This window comes from Nesterenkonia sp. F, assembly GCF_000220985.1.
Classification (GTDB): Bacteria; Actinomycetota; Actinomycetes; order Actinomycetales; family Micrococcaceae; genus Nesterenkonia.
The window spans coordinates 38071-53557 of the sequence record NZ_AFRW01000099.1 but is presented as its reverse complement, the minus strand read 5'-3'; the positions used below and the strand labels follow the sequence as shown (position 1 = coordinate 53557).

Sequence of the window (15487 nt, the reverse complement as noted above, 5' to 3'; positions counted from 1 at the left end):
CCGAGCGAGACCCCTTCGGAGACGCCCTCGGAGACGCCGAGCGAGGCCCCGTCCGAGACTCCATCGGAGGCCCCGTCCGAGACTCCATCAGAGACTCCCTCGAAGACCTCGCAGGAGACGCTGTCGGGATCGCCGTCGGAGACCCCGATGAACGGAACTGTGGAGGATGGCCCCACCGATGGTCCATCCTCGAGCACCGGTCCGAGCGTCGACCAGAGCACCGATCCGAGTGCCGAGGCGCAGGCGCCGGAGGATCTCGCCGAGACCGGCATCAGCACCACGATGCTGGGCATCGCCGCAGGGGCGCTGCTGCTGGTCGGTGCGGCGGTGACGGCCGTGGGCCTGCGTCGTCGTCGCGGTCACTGATCCGGTCGGACGGGTGCCGGCGGAGCGTCGTCGGCACCCGTCGCCGGTCGGCGGTGCCCGGGGGACGCCCCGGGCACCGCTCAGCCGTCCAGGCGCTGACGCTTGGCACTGATCACCCCGGTGTTGAAGCCGGCGAGGTTCAGCCCGCCGTGGAAGCGGGCGTGCTCGATCTTCACGCAGCGGTCCTGCACCGCCTCCATGCCCCGGTCGCGGGCCAGCTGCGCCGCCTCCGGGTTCCGGATGCCCAGCTGCATCCATACGGTCTGGGCGCCGACCTCGGCGGCCTCGTCGACGATGCCCGGCACGTCCCCGGGGCGGCGGAAGACGTCGACGATGTCGGGGACCTCCGGCAGGTCGGCCAACGAGGGGTACACCGGCTGGCCCAGGATCTCGTCCAGCCGGGGATTGATGAAGTGCACCCGGTAGCTCGACGAGCTCAGCAGATAGGTCGCCACGAAATGGCTGGCGCGCTGCGGCTTGTCCGAGGCGCCGACGATCGCGATCGACTGCGCAGAGTGCAGCAGCTGCAGTCGGCGCACCGGCGACGGCGGCTCCCAGATCCCGTGCGGGTGCTCGGCGGTGGTCTCCGTGGTGCTCATCGGGCCTCCTCGCTCTGCTCAGCCTGCTCGCCCTGCTCGCCGTCGCTCTCGACCGCCGTCGCGGCCAGGGCGGCGTCCAGCGCCTGGTCCAGATCCCAGAGGATGTCCTCGACGTCCTCCAGACCCACTGAGATGCGGATCAGATCCTCCGGGATGCCGGCGGCGTCCATCTGCTCTTCGGTGAGCTGCTGGTGGGTGGTCGAGCCGGGGTGCAGGATCAGCGTGCGCACGTCGCCGACGTTGGCCAGGTGGCTGGCCAGCTGCAGCGACTCGATGAACCGTGCGCCGACCTCGCGGCCGCCGGCCACGCCGAAGCTGAACACCGAGCCGGCGCCCAGCGGCAGCACCTCCTGCGCCCGCGCGTGGTCGGGATGCGAGGCCAGTCCGGCGTAGTTGACGTAGGAGATGCGTTCGTCGGCCTCCAGCCATGCGGCGACCCGCTGCGCATTGGCGACATGCTCGCCCATCCGCTGGGGCAGCGTCTCGATGCCCTGCATCAGCTGGAACGCCGCCTGCGCGCTCAGCGACGGGCCGACGTCGCGCAGCTGCTCGGAGCGCAGTTTGGTCAGGAAGCCGTACTCGCCGAAGTTCCCCCACCACGAGAGGTTTCCGTAGGAGGGGACCGGCTCGGTCATCGAGGGGAACTTTCCGTTGTCCCAGGGGAAGGTCCCGGCCTCGACGACGACGCCGCCCAGCGTGGTGCCGTGTCCGCCGAGGAACTTCGTCACCGAGTGGACGACGATGTCGGCGCCGTGCTCGATCGGCCGCAGCAGGTAGGGCGTGGTCAGGGTGGAGTCGACCACCAGCGGCACCCCGTGCTCATGGGCGACGTCGGCCAGCCCGCGCAGGTCGGCGACGTCGGAGCTGGGGTTGGCCACCGTCTCGGTGTAGACGACCTTGGTGTTCTCCTGCAGCGCGGCGCGGAAGGCCTCCGGGTCGGTGGTGTCGACGAAGGTCGTCTCGATGCCGAAGCGGCGCAGCGTGACGTCCAGCTGGGTCACGGTGCCGCCGTAGAGCTTCGAGGAGGCGACGATGTGGTCGCCGGTGCCGCAGAGCGCGGCGAAGACCAGGAACTCCGCGCTCATCCCCGAGGCGGTGGCCACCGCCCCGATGCCGCCCTCCAGCGAGGCCAGCCGCTCCTCCAGCGCATTGACCGTGGGGTTGCCGATCCGCGAGTAGATGCTGCCGTACTTCTGCAGCGCGAAGAGGTTCGCGGCGTCGTCGGTGTCCTTGAAGACGAAGGACGTCGACTGGTGGATCGGCACCGCCCGGGTGCCGTGGACGGCGTCCGGGACGGTCCCGGCGTGCAGCGCCCGGGTGCGGAATCCGAACTGTCGATCGCTCATGCGGTCTCCTGGGTCGTGGGGCGGGTGGCGGCGGTGCCGCGGGCGTGGCAGATCGCGGCGATCTGGTCCACGCAGTGCTCATTCTGCAGGCTGGTGGTGTCGCCGAGGGAATCGCCGTCGTGCAGCTGGGCCAGCAGCCGGCGCATGATCTTGCCGGAGCGGGTCTTGGGCACCTCGGGCACCGGGATCACCCGCCGCGGCTTGGCCACCGGCCCGATCACCTCTCCGACGTGGGCGCGCAGCCCGGCCAGCAGCTGATCCTCGGCCGCGGCGTCGCCCGCCGATCCGGCGTCGGCGAGGCGCTCGCGGGCGGCGTCGGTCAGCACGACGAAGGCCACTGCGGCGTGGCCGGTGGTCGCATCCTCCACCGGGCAGACGCCGGCCTCGACCACGTCGGGGTGGGAGACCAGGGCCGACTCGATCTCGATGGTCGAGAGCCGGTGGCCGGAGATGTTGATGACCTCGTCGATGCGGCCGAGGATCCACAGGTCGCCGTCGCCGTCCTGCTTGGCGCCGTCGCCGGCCAGGAACCAGCCCTGCTCGGCGTACTGGGCCCAGTAGGAGGTGTAGTACCGCTCGGGATCGCCCCAGACGGTGCGCGCCATCGACGGGCCGGTGCGGGTGAGCACGATGTTGCCCTGGGTCTCGGCGTCGACCGATGCGCCGGCGTCGTCGACGACTGCGGCCTCCCAACCGGGCATCGCCCGGGTCGCGCAGCCGGGCTTCAGCGCGCGGGTCGCGGCATCCTCCGGGCGCGGGGAGAGCACGGTGGAGCCCGACTCGGACTGCCACCAGGTGTCGACCAGGGGGAGTGCGGGTCGTCCGGCGTCGTCGACGGCGTCGCGGCCGATCTCCCGCCGGATCCACCGCCAGGCCTCGGGATTGACCGCCTCGCCGACGGTGCCGGCCAGCCGGATGCTGGAGAGGTCGTACTCGTCCGGAATGCCGTCGGGGAAGGCGCCCATCAGCGAACGCACCAGCGTCGGGGCGGTGTAGTAGCTGGTCACGCCGAGGCGCTGGATGATCTCGAAGTGCCGTCCGGGATGCGGGGTGGTCGGCGTGCCCTCGTAGATGACCTGGGTCGCGCCGGCGGCCAGCGGTCCGTAGATCTCATAGGTGTGGGCGGTGACCCAGGCCAGATCGGCGGTGCACCAGTGGACGTCCTCGCTCCGCCGCGCCGGATCCGGGTGGGCGAAGAGCCGCAGGTGGGTGAACAGCGCGCCGGTCAGATAGCCGCCGGTGGTGTGCACCAGACCCTTGGGCTTCCCGGTGGTCCCGGAGGTGTACATGATGAACAGCTCGTGCTCGGCGTCGAAGGACTCCGGCTCGTGCACCGGCGAGGCGGTGTCGACGACGTCGCGCCAGGCCACGTCGCGGCCCTCGGCCCAGGCGACGTCCGAGCCGGTGCGCTCGACGACCAGCACATGCTCGATCGCGTTCTCCCCGGCGACGGCGGCGTCGGCGTTCGTCTTCACCGGCACCGCCTGCCCGCGGCGGAACTGCCCGTCGGTGGTGACCAGCAGCTTCGCGGAGGTGTCCTCGACGCGGAAGCGCAGCGCCTCGGCCGAGAAGCCGCCGAAGACCAGCGAATGCACCGCGCCGATGCGCGCACAGGCCAGCGTGACGACCACCGTCTCCACGAGCACCGGCAGGTAGATGACCACCCGGTCGCCGGCGCCGACGCCCAGGGCGGTCAGGGCGTTCGCCGCGCGGTTCACCTGATCCTGCAGCTCGGTGTAGGTGACCTTGCGCCGGTCGCCCGGCTCGCCCTCGAAGTGCAGCGCGACGACGTCGCCGCGGCCGGCGGCGACATGGCGGTCGACGCAGTTCACCGCGGCGTTGAGCCTCCCGCCGGAGAACCAGCGGATGTCCGGTCCCCGCCGGGCGTCGGGATCCGGCGGGGTCCAGGAGTGGGTGGTGGTCCAGGGGCTCTCCCAGTCCAGCAGGGCGGCCGCGCGGGCCCAGAAGTCCAGGCGTTCGTCCTCGGTCTGCGGATCGGCCCAGGCGTGGACGTCGGCTGCCAGCGGCTCGGCGGACGCGACGGCGGCGTCGCCGATGGTCTCGGCGGGTCGGGTCACCGGGCGTCCTCCGGGGCGGGATCGGGAGCGGGGGCGTGCACCTGGGCGAAGTCGCTGCGGTGGAAGACCAGCGGGCGGGCCTCGTCGCGCTCGTCGACGGCGACGTCGAGGACCTCCAGGACGACGATGTCGTGGTCGCCGGCGGTGACCTGGTCGTGGACGCGGGTGGTCAGCGTCAGCGGCGAGCCGTCCAGGGCGATCGCGCCGTCGTCGTCGGCGGTCCGGGCGACGCCGTCGAAACGGGAGGCGCGGTCCTTCGAGGCGATCTGGCGGCACAGCCCGTGCTGGCCACGGCCGAGCACCGAGATGCCCAGCCGGTCGGCGCCGTCGCGCAGCCGTGGCCAGGTGTTCGAGGTGTGCTGCACCGCGAAGGTGACCAGCGGCGGATCCAGCGAGACCCCGACGGTGAAGGTGGAAGCGACCAGCGCCTCGGGGGCGCCGTCGACCTCGGCGGCGACGACGACCACGCCCTGCGGGAACTCGGAGAAGGCCCGGCGCAGCTGCAGCGGGTCGAGGGCGGTCGGCGTCTCGGCGGCGACCGGTGCGGATGCGGACATCGGCGATTCACTCCCATCGGTCCTGGCGGTAGCACCCGACTCAACGGGTTGCTGCGGCGTCGACGAGCCAGATCTCTCGGCCGCTCGGGATGGATACCTGATTCACGGTACGGGGTGCCGATCCCCGGGTCCAACGCGCGGCCCATCATGTGAGACGCGGCGTCATCGGGAGTCATCCGCGCTGCTCGGGCACTCCGCCCGGAGGTGTCCGGAATGTGGACGGCGGGTCGTGTGAGCCCGACCGGGCATGTACAGTGCGAGCCGTACCATCCAGAGCGGCTGAGAGACCTGGCTCGTCGACGCCGCAGCAACCCGGACCCGCCGGGTGCTAATGCCAGGACCGATGGAGGTCTCCTTCCTCGCGCACACCCGATCGGCGGATCGCTCCGTCGGCCGTCGCGCGAGGGGCGCCTGCATCGGCGAGCCACACGAGGAGCACCGCATGACGCACACCCCGTCCCAGCCGCCGACCACCCCGTCCGGACAGCGCGAGATCCTGTTCAACGCCTTCGACATGAACTGCGTGGTCCACCAGTCCCCGGGACTGTGGCGCCACCCGGAGGACCGGGCGCGGGAGTACAACACGCTGAAGTACTGGACCGATGTCGCGAAGACCCTGGAGAAGGGGCTGTTCGACGGCCTGTTCATCGCCGACGTGCTCGGCCCCTACGACGTCTACGCCGACAGCCCCGACGCCGCGCTGTCCTCCGGCGCGCAGGTGCCGGTCAACGACCCGTTCCTGCTGGTCTCGGCGATGGCCGCGGTGACCGAGCACCTCGGCTTCGGACTGACCGCCGGCACCGCCTACGAGCATCCCTACCCCTTCGCCCGCCGCCTGGGCACGCTGGACCACCTCACCGGCGGCCGCGTGGGCTGGAACGTCGTCACCGGCTATCTGCCCTCGGCCGCGCAGAACATGGGCCAGGACGACCAGCTCGAGCACGACGCCCGCTACGACCATGCCGACGAGTACATGGACGTGGTCTACAAGCTGCTCGAGGGCTCCTGGGAGGACGACGCCGTCGTCGCCGACAAGGCCGCCGGCGTCTTCACCGACACGTCCAAGGTCCACCGCATCGAGCACCAGGGCGAACACTTCAAGACCCCGGGCATCTCGGTGGTCGAGCCCTCGCCGCAGCGCACGCCGGTGATCTACCAGGCCGGCGCCTCCACCCGCGGGCGGGCCTTCGCCGGCAAGCATGCCGAGGCGGTGTTCATCAATCCGCCGACGAAGGAGCTGGCCGAGCAGTCGGTGCAGCGGATCCGCCAGGCCGCCGCCGACGCCGGTCGCGACCCCTACTCGGTGCGCATCTTCGCCATGCAGACCGTGGTCACCGGGGCCGACGACGCCGCCGCGCAGGCGAAGTACGACGACCTGGTCCAGTACATCGACCCGATCGGCGGACTGGTGCTGATGTCGGGATGGATGGGGCTGGACCTCAGCCAGTTCGACCTCGACCAGCCGATCGGCGACGTCGAGTCCAACGCCATCCAGTCCACCGTCGAGACCTTCCAGAAGGCCTCCGGCCGCGAGGGCGAGCCGTGGACGGTGCGTCAGCTGGCCGAGTGGGTCGGCGTCGGCGGCTTCGGCCCGGTGATCGTCGGCGGCGGCGAGTCCGCGGCCCGGCAGCTGGTCGAGTGGCAGGAGGAGACCGACGTCGACGGGTTCAACCTGGCGTACCACATCACGCCCGGGACCTTCGAGGACATCGTCGAGCACGTGGTGCCCGAACTGCAGAAGCTCGGCCGCTACAAGACCGAATACACCTCCGGCACGATGCGCCACAAGCTCTTCGGCGCCGGCGACCACCTGCCCGAGACCCACCACGGCGCCCAGTTCCAGCTGCGCCGGCAGGCGCAGAACGGCTGAGGAGCGACCAGCCATGACCACACCCCAGGACTTCACCCGGCGCCTCGACGCCGGGCCGGTGATCTGCGCGGAGGGCTTCCTCTTCGAGCTCGAGCGGCGCGGGTACCTCTCCGCCGGCGAGTTCGTCCCCGAGGTCGCCCTCGAGCACCCGGAGGCGCTGCGCGGGCTGCACGTCGACTTCCAGCGCGCCGGCTCCGACGTCGTCGAGGCCTTCACCTACAACGGGCACCGCGAGAAGATGCGGGTCATCGGCAAGGAGGACCTGCTCGAGCCGCTGAACCGCGCGGCTCTGCAGATCGCCCGGCAGGTGGCCGACGAGCGGCCCGGCGACCTGGTCGCCGGCAACATCTCCAACACCAACATCTGGGACCCGGCGGATCCGGCCGCCCAGGCGGAGGTGCGCGGGATGTTCGAGGAGATGGTCGGCTGGGCCGTCGACGAGGGCGCCGACCTCATCGTCGCCGAGACGTTCTACTACGCCGGCGAGGCGCTCGCGGCCCTGGAGGTCGCGAAGGAGAGCGGCCTCGCGGTGGTCACCACGCTCGCGCCGATGGCCACGGAGAGGATGTCCGACGACGTCGGCATCGTCGAGACCGCCCAGCGGCTGGAGCAGGCCGGCGCCGACGTCGTCGGGCTCAACTGCTTCCGCGGGCCGCAGACCACCATGCCGTGGCTGCGCCGGATCCGCGAGGCGGTCTCCTGCCACGTGGGCGCGCTGCCGGTGCCCTACCGGACCACGGAGGAGGAGCCGACCTTCTTCAACCTCTCCGACGACGCCGCGGCGGTGCCCGCACCGCACGGGCGGACCTTCCCGACGGCGCTGGATCCGCTGTTCACCAACCGGTACGAGATCCGCTCCTTCGCCGAGGAGGCGCTGGCGCTGGACGTGCAGTACCTCGGGGTGTGCTGCGGGGCCGCGCCGATCCACATCCGCGAGGTCGCCGAGGCCGCCGGGCGGACGACGCCGTCGAGCCGGGACGGCGAGCGGATGCAGAACCACTTCATGTACGGCTCCCACGAGCGGCTGCCCGAGCACATCGCCGGGCTGGGCGAGACCGCCTGAGGGAGGTGCGGGGCCTCCTTCCTGGCGATGACTCCGTGGAAGATGGCGGAAAGTTCACGCTTTCCCGCACTTTCCACGGAGTCATCGCCGTCGCCGCCGGATCTACGCCCAGCTCGTCAGCGCGCGACGCTCGACCAGGCCCAGCAGGGCGTCGGTGATCTTGCCGATGACCGCCAGCAGGATGATCGCCAGCAGCAGCCGATCGGTGCGGCCGGTGTTCTGCGAGTCGGTGAGCACGAAGCCCAGGCCCATCGAGGAGGCGATGAGCTCGGCGGCCACCAGGAACAGCCAGGCCTGGGCCAGCGCCAGCCGTAGGCCGGAGAACACCGAGGGAACCACTGCCGGCAGCTGGACGGTGGTCAGCAGCCGCACCCCGTGCAGCCCGAAGGCCCGGCCGGCCTCGACCAGATGCGGGTCCACATGCCGCAGGGCCGAATACACGGCGGTGAACACCGGGAAGAAGGCGCCGATGGCGATCAGCGTGACCTTCGAGTCCTCGTAGATGCCCATCCAGAGGATCAGCAGCGGCACCCAGGCCAGCGAGGGCACGGCCCGGAAGGCGCCGATCGTCGGCTGCAGCAGCGTGTCGGCGATCCGCGACAGTCCCAGCAGCGACCCGATCGCCAGCCCGAGCACCGCGCCGATGCCGAAGCCGAGCAGCACGCGCTGCACGGAGATCGCGATGTGCTGGCCCAGCTCGCCGCGCTCGTGCAGCTCCACGCCGGCGGCGACGACGTCCTGCGGCGCCGGCAGCTGCACGGAGGAGAAGAGGCCGAAGACATCGGTCACCAGCCACCAGGCCAGCAGCAGGATCAGCGGCACGACCGCGCCGAGCGCCGGCCGGGCGCCGGGGATGCGACGGACGCGGCGCGGGGTGCTCTCCTCGGCCGACTCTGGCCCGGAGGGCTTCCGCGCCCACTCGGAGCGGTGGGTCCCGACGGCCTGCTCGGGCCGGCCCGTCCCTCCGGTCTGGTGACGTCCCTGGTCAGCGACCTTTCGGGAGCTCTCCTGCGTCGCCTCAGCCATCACTCATCACCTCCGGAGGAGGTCGTCCCCTCGGCGTCGGCGGCCTCGCGGTCCTCGGCGAATTCGGGGTGGAACAGGGTCTCGAGGGCCTGGTCGATGTCCTCCTGCTCGGAGACGTCTCCGGTGTCCAGGAAGATCGGGCCGACCTCCTCGAGGACCTCGCGCTGCGCCTCGCCCGGCACCGGGTCGACGTCGAAGGTGGTGCGCTCGGTGATGACCTGCTCGGCCACCGAGGTCTCGATGTTGCCGTACTCGGCGAGGATCTCGGCGGTCTGGTCCGGGTTCTCCTGCGCCCACTGCCGGGCCTGCTCGTAGACGTCGACCACGGTCTGCGCCGTGTCCGGGTGCTCCTCGATGAACGTCTCAGTGGCGTTGATGACGCTGTAGGTGTTGAAGTCCACGTTCCGGTAGAAGAGCTCGGCCCCCTCCTGCTCGGAGCCGGCCATGATCGGGTCCAGGCCCGCCCAGGCGTCGACGTCGCCGTTGGACAGCGCGGTGGCGCCGTCGGCGTGCTGGAGGTTCTGGACCTCGACGTCGTCGACGCTCATCCCGGCCTCCTGCAGCGCCTGGACCAGGAAGAAGTAGGGGTCGGTGCCCAGCGTGGCGGCCACGCTGGCGCCCTCGAGGTCCTCCATCGATTCGATGTCCGAGTCCGGCCCGGTGACCAGCGCCGACCACTCGGGCTGGTTCTCGATGAGGATCATCTTCTGCTCGGCGCCGTTGGCGCGGGCCAGCAGCGCGGCCGACCCGGCGGTGGAGCCGACCTGGATCGCCTCGGCGCGGAGCTTCTCATTGGCGTCGTTGGAGCCGTGGGACTGGACCCACTCGACCTCGGTGCCCTCCTCGGAGAGCTCCTCCTCCAGCCAGCCCTGCTCCTTCATGATCAGGCTCAGCGGGTTGTAGGTGGCGAAGTCGATGGTCAGCGTCTCCAGCGAGCCGCCCTCGGCGTCGGACGGCCCCTCGCCCTGCACGCAGCCGGCGGCCAGTGCGGTCACTGCGGTGCCGGCGGCGACGATGCGGGCCAGCCGGGTGGTGCGGGTGGTGCGGGTGGTGCGGGTGGTGCGGGTGGTGCGGGCGGTGCGGAGGGCGGTGTGCTGCGAACGATTCATCTCGGGAACGGCCTTTCGTGCAGTCGTCTCATCAAGGGGCGGTGGTGCCGGGGCGTCGGCGACGCTGAAGCGGGGGAGCGTCAGTGCTCGTGGGCGTCGACGCCGAGGCCGGCGAGCAGCTCGCCGCGCAGCGTGGCCAGCTCGGCCGAGGCGCGGTCGCGCGGGCGCTCGCCGGGGACGTCGAGCAGCCGGGAGACCGTCGCCCCCTCGCGGGCGGGCTCGGGCTCCTCGTGCGGATCGGCGCCGAGCAGCAGGATCCGGTCGGCCAGCTGCAGGGCCTCGTCGACGTCGTGGGTCACCAGCAGCACGGTGGTGCAGGTCTGCGCGTGGACGTCGAGCAGCAGGTCCTGCATCTTCAGCCGGGTCAGCGCGTCCAGCGCGCCGAAGGGCTCGTCGAGAAGCAGCACTCCGGGCCGGCGGGCCAGAGCCCGGGCCAGCGAGGCGCGCTGGGCCATGCCGCCGGAGATCTCGCGCGGCCGCAGCTCGGCGTGCTCGGCCAGACCGACCAGGCGCAGCAGCTCGTCGACGCGGTCGCGGCCCTCGGCGCGCGAGACGCCGCGCGGCAGTCCCAGGGCGACGTTGCGGCGGATCGAGCGCCAGGGCAGCAGCCGCGGCTCCTGGAAGCCGACGGCGGTGCGCTCGTCGAAGGGCCTCACCGGGTCGCCGTCGATCAGCACCCGGCCGTCGTGGCCGGCGTCGAGGCCGCCGACGGCGCGCAGCAGCGTGGACTTGCCGCAGCCGGAGGCGCCGAGGACGGCCACGACCTCGCCGGGCCGGAGCGCGACGTCGACGTCGCGCAGCACGGTGCGCTCGCCGAAGCGCCGGCCCACCGCCCGCAGATCCACCGGCAGCGACCGGCGGGCGGACCCGGTCGTCGCGGCGGGGCGTGCGGCGGGGGACTCGGCGTCGGAGGCGCGCTCGGCGCGCGGCGTCGCGAGGGCGGATGCGGACGTCGTCATGGAGGAATCACGCTCCCATCGGTCCTGGCGGTAGCACCCGGCGTGACAGAAGCACCCGGGTTGCTGCGGCGTCGTCGAGCCAGATCTCTCGGCCGCTCGGGATGGATACGCGGTTCACCGTACGAGGTCGGACGTGCCGCGGCCAAAGCGCGCCCACGATGTGAGACATGCGGAGACAGGCGGGGGTGTTGCGGAGGCATGGGTCTGAAGCATGCACGTCCCCGTCCGGCCCCGTCGCGGCGCGGCGAATCTGACGAACTGTGACATGAACACTCTGCGCAGATTTGACGAGTGTTCATCGCCGGCCCGTACAGTTGAGTCCAGCCACCATCCAGAGCGACTGAGAGATCTGGCTCGACGACGTCGCAGCAACCCGGAAAGGCCACGCCGCGCCGGGTGCTACCGCCAGGACCGATGGAGAATGCCCATGATCTCACTGCGCCATGTGTCCACGACCTTCCCCGCCGCACGGGGTGAAGAGCCGATCCGCGCCGTCGACGGCGTCAGCCTGGAGATCCCGCCGGGGAGCATCCAGGGCATCATCGGCTTCTCCGGAGCGGGGAAGTCGACGCTCCTGCGGAACATCAATCTGCTCGAGCGTCCCACCGCCGGCGAGGTGCACGTCGCCGGGACCGAGCTCACCACCCTCGACGGCGAGGCCCTGCGCCGTGCGCGTCACCACATCGGGATGATCTTCCAGGGCTTCAACCTGGTGAACAATCTGACCGTGGCGCAGAATGTGGAGCTCTCGCTGAAGTTCGCCGAGGTCTCCGAGAAGGCTGAGCGCCGCCGGCGCGTGGCCGAGGCGCTGGACATCGTCGACCTCGCCGACCGTGCGGAGACCTACCCGGCCCAGCTCTCCGGCGGGCAGAAGCAGCGCGTGGCCATCGCCCGGGCGCTGGCCACGCGGCCGCAGGTGCTGCTCTGCGACGAGCCGACCTCGGCCCTGGACCCGGCGACGACGGCGACCGTGCTGCAGTACCTCGCCGATGTGAACCGGGACCTGGGCATCACCGTGGTCATCGTGACCCACGAGATGGAGGTCATCAAGGCCCTCGCCGACCATGTGGCCGTCATGGAGGACGGCCGCGTCGTCGAGCGGTTCCCGGCCGCCGAGCTGGATCGTGAGGACTTCGCCCCGCGCACCGCCATCGGCGAGTACCTCGCCGGCGGCGGCATCCGCGTCGATCGCGGCGCATGGGCAGCGGCCGCCGCGACGTCCGCGGGGGACGGCCTTCCGCCGGCGGCCTACGTCGCCGCGCCGGATCAGACCGCGTCGCACGGCCCGCACCAGGTCTCGGAGGTGGTCCGCTGATGCATCGCATCCTCGAACTGCAGCCCGAGCTGGTCCAGGCCCTGCTGGAGACCTTCGTGATGATCGGCGTGGCCATCCCGCTGGCGGTGCTGCTCGGCACGCCGCTGGGCGTGTGGCTCTTCGTCCACGCCCCGGGCGGGATCTCGCCGTCGCCGCGCAGCCACGCGGTGGTCAGCGGACTGGTCAACGCCGTGCGCTCCTTCCCGTTCCTGATCCTGCTCATCGCGATCATCCCGTTCACCCGGCTCATCGTGGGCACCACCGTCGGCACCGCCGCGGCGATCGTGCCGCTGACGGTCAACGCGATCCCGTACTTCGCCCGGCTGGTCGAGCAGAACATCAGTCAGCTCGGCACCGGCGCCGTGGAGGCATCCCGGGCGATGGGCGCGACGCGGGGGCAGATCATCCGCAACGTGCTGCTGGTCGACGCCCGGCCCGGCCTCATCGGGTCGATCACCATCACCACCGTCAGCTTCATCTCCTATTCGGCGATGGTCGGGCTGGTCGGCGGCGGAGGGATCGGCGACTTCGCCATCCGCTACGGCTACTACCGCTACGAGACCGCGGTGATGCTGGTGGCCATCGTGCTGATGCTCGCCCTGGTCAGCGTCGTCCAATGGGGCGGCGGTCGGCTCTCCCGACTGGCCGACAAACGGGTCTGACCGCTCTGCTCCCGCTCGCCGGGACCGTCTCCGGCTCCATCCGTCCGCAGTCCGGCGCGACCCGCTCGTCGCGTCGACTGCTCACCGCACCTCTGACACGAAAGCATCCACCATGTCTCATCTGCTGAACACCTCCGGATCCTCGCTCGGCGGCCCCTCCCGCCGCGGCGTGCTCGTCGGCAGCCTCGGCGCCGCCGGTGCGCTGGCGCTGACCTCCTGCGGGCTGGCCGACGCGGTCGGCGGCGGAGGCGGCGACGACACGACCATCAGCATGATCGTCACCGAGTCCGCGCCCTTCCAGGAGCCCACCGAGATCGCCAAGGAGCTGCTGGCCGAGGACGGCTGGACGCTGGAGACGACCTACGTCACCGACATCATCCAGCCCAACCAGGTCGTCTCCCAGGGCGAGTACGACGCGAACTTCTTCCAGCACATCGCCTACCTGCGCCAGTTCAACGAGGACAACGGCACCGACGTCGAGCCGGCCTTCTCGGTGTACTACGCGCCCAGCGGCATCTTCTCGCTCGAGCATGACAGCATCGAGGACCTGCCCGAGGGCGCGCAGATCGCGCTGGCGGTGGACACCGCCAACAACGGCCGCGGCATCAAGCTGCTGGCCGAAGCCGGCGCGCTGGAGATCGACGAGTCCAAGCCGGTGACCGAGCTCAGCCAGCGCGACATCACCGCCAACCCGAAGAATTTCGAGTTCATCGAGGTCGACCAGCAGTCCACGCCGCAGACGCTGCCCGACGTCGACGCCGGCTTCGCCTTCGCCCGGCTGATCGCCGAGGCCGGCCACGACGTCGACGAGACCGCGCTGATCCTGGAGGACGACGCCGAGGTCCGGCGTCCCTACACGATCGTCGTCGCCGGCCAGCCCGGCTTCCAGGACACCGAGAAGGCCCGGGCGCTGCAGAAGGCCTTCCAGTCCGAGGAGGTCCGGCAGTGGTACGCCGAGTACCTCGACGGCGCCATCGACTTCACCGACGAGTTCACCCTCTCGACCGTCGAGGACGTCTGGGCGGACTTCGCCGGCTGAGCCGGACCGCCCCCTCCGAACCCTCCCGGCGGCGGTCGCGCGGTGCACTGGGCATGGCCGCGACGACCGCCGTCGGGAGTCTCCCTCCCGAGCCGGCGCCGCCGGATGCCGCACGGCTCGCACCGCCTGCACCGCCCGAGGACGTGATGCCACGATGAGCACGAGCACACCGGCCGAGACGCTCGCCCCCGAGGCCCGTCGCTCCGCCGACGGGATCGAGCTCGGCGAGGACCTGCTCGCCGGGATCGCCGACGGCGCGGCGGCCCGCGAGCTGGAACGCGACCTGCCGCACGGCCCCGTCGCCGCGCTGGACGCGGCCGGCTTCGGCGCGCTGCGCGTGCCCCGCGAGGCCGGCGGCCCCGGAGCGAGCATCGAGGACCTGGCCCGTCAGGTGATCCGGCTGGCGGCCGCCGACTCCAACGTCGCCCACCTCTACCGCGGGCACTTCGGCTTCGTGGAGTCGCTGCGCTTCCAGCCCGGGGAGATCCGCCGCGCCTGGTACCCGCGGGTGCTGGCCGGCGAGACCGTCGGCAACGCCTCCACGGAGAAGGGCGGCAATGCGCTGGGCACGCTGAACACGGTCCTCACCCGCGGCGAGGACGGCATGCTGCGGCTGGACGGCGAGAAGTTCTACTCCACCGGCACGATCTTCTCCGACCACACCCGCGTCTCGGTCTCCCGGCCCGGGGGCGAGGGGCGCGGCTTCGCCGTCGTGCCGACCGACGCCGCCGGCGTGACCGTCCACGACGACTGGGACGGCTTCGGCCAGCGGCTCACCGGCACCGGCACCACGCAGTTCGACGGCGTGCCGGTCGCCGAGGACGCGGTGCTCGATCGGGTGCCCGGCTCGCACGAGGCCGTCCATGAGGCGGCCTTCTTCCAGCTCCACCTGCTGGCGGTGCAGGTCGGCATCGCCCGCGCCGCCCTCGCCGACGCCTCCGCACTGGTCGCCGCGCGCACCCGCACCTTCAACACCTCCGGGGCCGGGCAGCTGTTCCGCGAGGACCCGCTGATCCAGCAGATCGTCGGCCGGATGTCGGCGCGGACCTTCGCGGCGGAGGCGACGGTGCTCGAGGTCGCCCGCATCCAGGACCGCGCGCTGGCCGCCGGGCTGGCCGCCGGCACGCAGGATCCGCACGCCGAGCTGCCGCGTGCGGTCCACGACGCCGAGATCGCCGTCGAGCAGGCACAGATCACCGTGCCGGAGACGACCATCGGCGTCGCCCAGGAGCTGTTCCAGACCGCGGGCGCCTCGGCGACGCTGCGCGGCAAGGCTCTGGACCGCCACTGGCGCAACGCCCAGACGATCGCCACGCACAATCCCGTCGCCTTCCGCGCCCGCGCCGTCGGCGACTGGGAGGTCAACGGCACCCTGCCCGAGGGGCTCAACGCGATCGGCGAGGCGCGGACCGCCGCCGGAGGAGCCGGCGACGCGGCGTCGTCGTCCTGACGGCGGTCGACGTCCCCGGCCGGCCGTCGCGCCGGAGCCCCTGCCCAG

Annotated in this window: 14 protein-coding genes and 4 riboswitches; of the genes, 7 read left to right on the top strand and 7 right to left on the bottom strand. The window is 71.7% G+C overall.

Features of this window, described 5'->3' with window-relative positions:
* Positions 1–159 precede the first annotated feature (159 nt).
* On the top strand, positions 160–366 hold the full coding sequence (locus tag GU5_RS17275) for an LPXTG cell wall anchor domain-containing protein (RefSeq protein ID WP_237704699.1): 207 nt from the start codon (positions 160–162) through the stop codon (positions 364–366).
* An 80-nt stretch (positions 367–446) separates the two neighbouring features.
* Here GU5_RS17275 and GU5_RS0108375 read toward each other — a convergent pair whose 3' ends face one another.
* The 4 genes from GU5_RS0108375 to GU5_RS0108360 are packed head-to-tail and all read right to left on the bottom strand — an operon-like array spanning position 447 to position 4946.
* Complete coding sequence (locus tag GU5_RS0108375) at positions 447–965, bottom strand: CoA-binding protein (protein WP_010525137.1); 519 nt, start codon at positions 963–965, stop codon at positions 447–449.
* A complete protein-coding gene (locus GU5_RS0108370; RefSeq protein WP_010525136.1) occupies positions 962–2311 on the bottom strand; it encodes an O-acetylhomoserine aminocarboxypropyltransferase/cysteine synthase family protein in 1350 nt (449 codons plus the stop codon). The genes GU5_RS0108375 and GU5_RS0108370 overlap by 4 nt, the downstream gene beginning before the upstream one ends.
* Positions 2308–4389, bottom strand: a complete 2082-nt coding sequence (gene acs, locus GU5_RS0108365) for an acetate--CoA ligase (RefSeq protein ID WP_010525135.1) — start codon at positions 4387–4389, stop codon at positions 2308–2310. Before acs ends, GU5_RS0108370 begins: the two co-directional genes overlap by 4 nt.
* Entirely contained in the window at positions 4386–4946 is a 561-nt protein-coding gene (locus GU5_RS0108360; protein ID WP_010525134.1) for a flavin reductase family protein, read from the bottom strand. The genes acs and GU5_RS0108360 overlap by 4 nt, the downstream gene beginning before the upstream one ends.
* A gap of 10 nt (positions 4947–4956) precedes the next feature.
* Positions 4957–5042: riboswitch (SAM riboswitch) on the bottom strand.
* A 167-nt stretch (positions 5043–5209) separates the two neighbouring features.
* Positions 5210–5296, top strand: a riboswitch (SAM riboswitch).
* Positions 5297–5388: 92 nt separating this feature from the next.
* Between GU5_RS0108360 and GU5_RS0108355 the strand changes: the two genes are divergently transcribed.
* Both GU5_RS0108355 and GU5_RS0108350 read left to right on the top strand, forming a co-directional pair.
* Positions 5389–6816, top strand: coding sequence for an LLM class flavin-dependent oxidoreductase (locus GU5_RS0108355; protein WP_029514142.1), 1428 nt, complete (start codon positions 5389–5391; stop codon positions 6814–6816).
* Positions 6817–6829: 13 nt separating this feature from the next.
* Positions 6830–7879: a homocysteine S-methyltransferase family protein gene (locus GU5_RS0108350; RefSeq protein WP_010525132.1), complete on the top strand. Its 1050-nt coding sequence runs from the start codon at positions 6830–6832 to the stop codon at positions 7877–7879.
* 102 nt (positions 7880–7981) lie between these two features.
* On the opposite strand, the gene GU5_RS0108345 is transcribed toward GU5_RS0108350, so the two are convergent.
* The 3 genes from GU5_RS0108345 to GU5_RS0108335 all read right to left on the bottom strand — a co-directional run bounded on the left by GU5_RS0108345 (position 7982) and on the right by GU5_RS0108335 (position 10973).
* The gene (locus GU5_RS0108345) at positions 7982–8905 is read right to left on the bottom strand and encodes an ABC transporter permease (RefSeq protein WP_010525131.1); all 924 of its coding nucleotides are present in this window, start codon (positions 8903–8905) and stop codon (positions 7982–7984) included.
* A complete protein-coding gene (locus GU5_RS0108340; protein ID WP_010525130.1) occupies positions 8905–10014 on the bottom strand; it encodes an aliphatic sulfonate ABC transporter substrate-binding protein in 1110 nt (369 codons plus the stop codon). The genes GU5_RS0108345 and GU5_RS0108340 overlap by 1 nt, the downstream gene beginning before the upstream one ends.
* A gap of 80 nt (positions 10015–10094) precedes the next feature.
* Positions 10095–10973, bottom strand: a complete 879-nt coding sequence (locus GU5_RS0108335) for an ABC transporter ATP-binding protein (protein ID WP_010525129.1) — start codon at positions 10971–10973, stop codon at positions 10095–10097.
* 12 nt (positions 10974–10985) lie between these two features.
* A riboswitch (SAM riboswitch) is annotated at positions 10986–11081 on the bottom strand.
* Between the two features lie 216 nt (positions 11082–11297).
* Positions 11298–11394, top strand: a riboswitch (SAM riboswitch).
* Positions 11395–11400: 6 nt separating this feature from the next.
* Here GU5_RS0108335 and GU5_RS14800 point away from each other — a divergent pair.
* From GU5_RS14800 to GU5_RS0108315, 4 genes are all read left to right on the top strand, one after another.
* Positions 11401–12288: a methionine ABC transporter ATP-binding protein gene (locus GU5_RS14800; protein WP_010525128.1), complete on the top strand. Its 888-nt coding sequence runs from the start codon at positions 11401–11403 to the stop codon at positions 12286–12288.
* Positions 12288–12950 (top strand): methionine ABC transporter permease, encoded by a 663-nt coding sequence (locus GU5_RS0108325; RefSeq protein WP_010525127.1) that lies wholly within the window; start codon positions 12288–12290, stop codon positions 12948–12950. Before GU5_RS14800 ends, GU5_RS0108325 begins: the two co-directional genes overlap by 1 nt.
* A gap of 112 nt (positions 12951–13062) precedes the next feature.
* Complete coding sequence (locus tag GU5_RS0108320; protein ID WP_010525126.1) at positions 13063–13989, top strand: MetQ/NlpA family ABC transporter substrate-binding protein; 927 nt, start codon at positions 13063–13065, stop codon at positions 13987–13989.
* A 154-nt stretch (positions 13990–14143) separates the two neighbouring features.
* A complete protein-coding gene (locus tag GU5_RS0108315; protein ID WP_010525125.1) occupies positions 14144–15439 on the top strand; it encodes an acyl-CoA dehydrogenase family protein in 1296 nt (431 codons plus the stop codon).
* Positions 15440–15487: the final 48 nt, after the last annotated feature.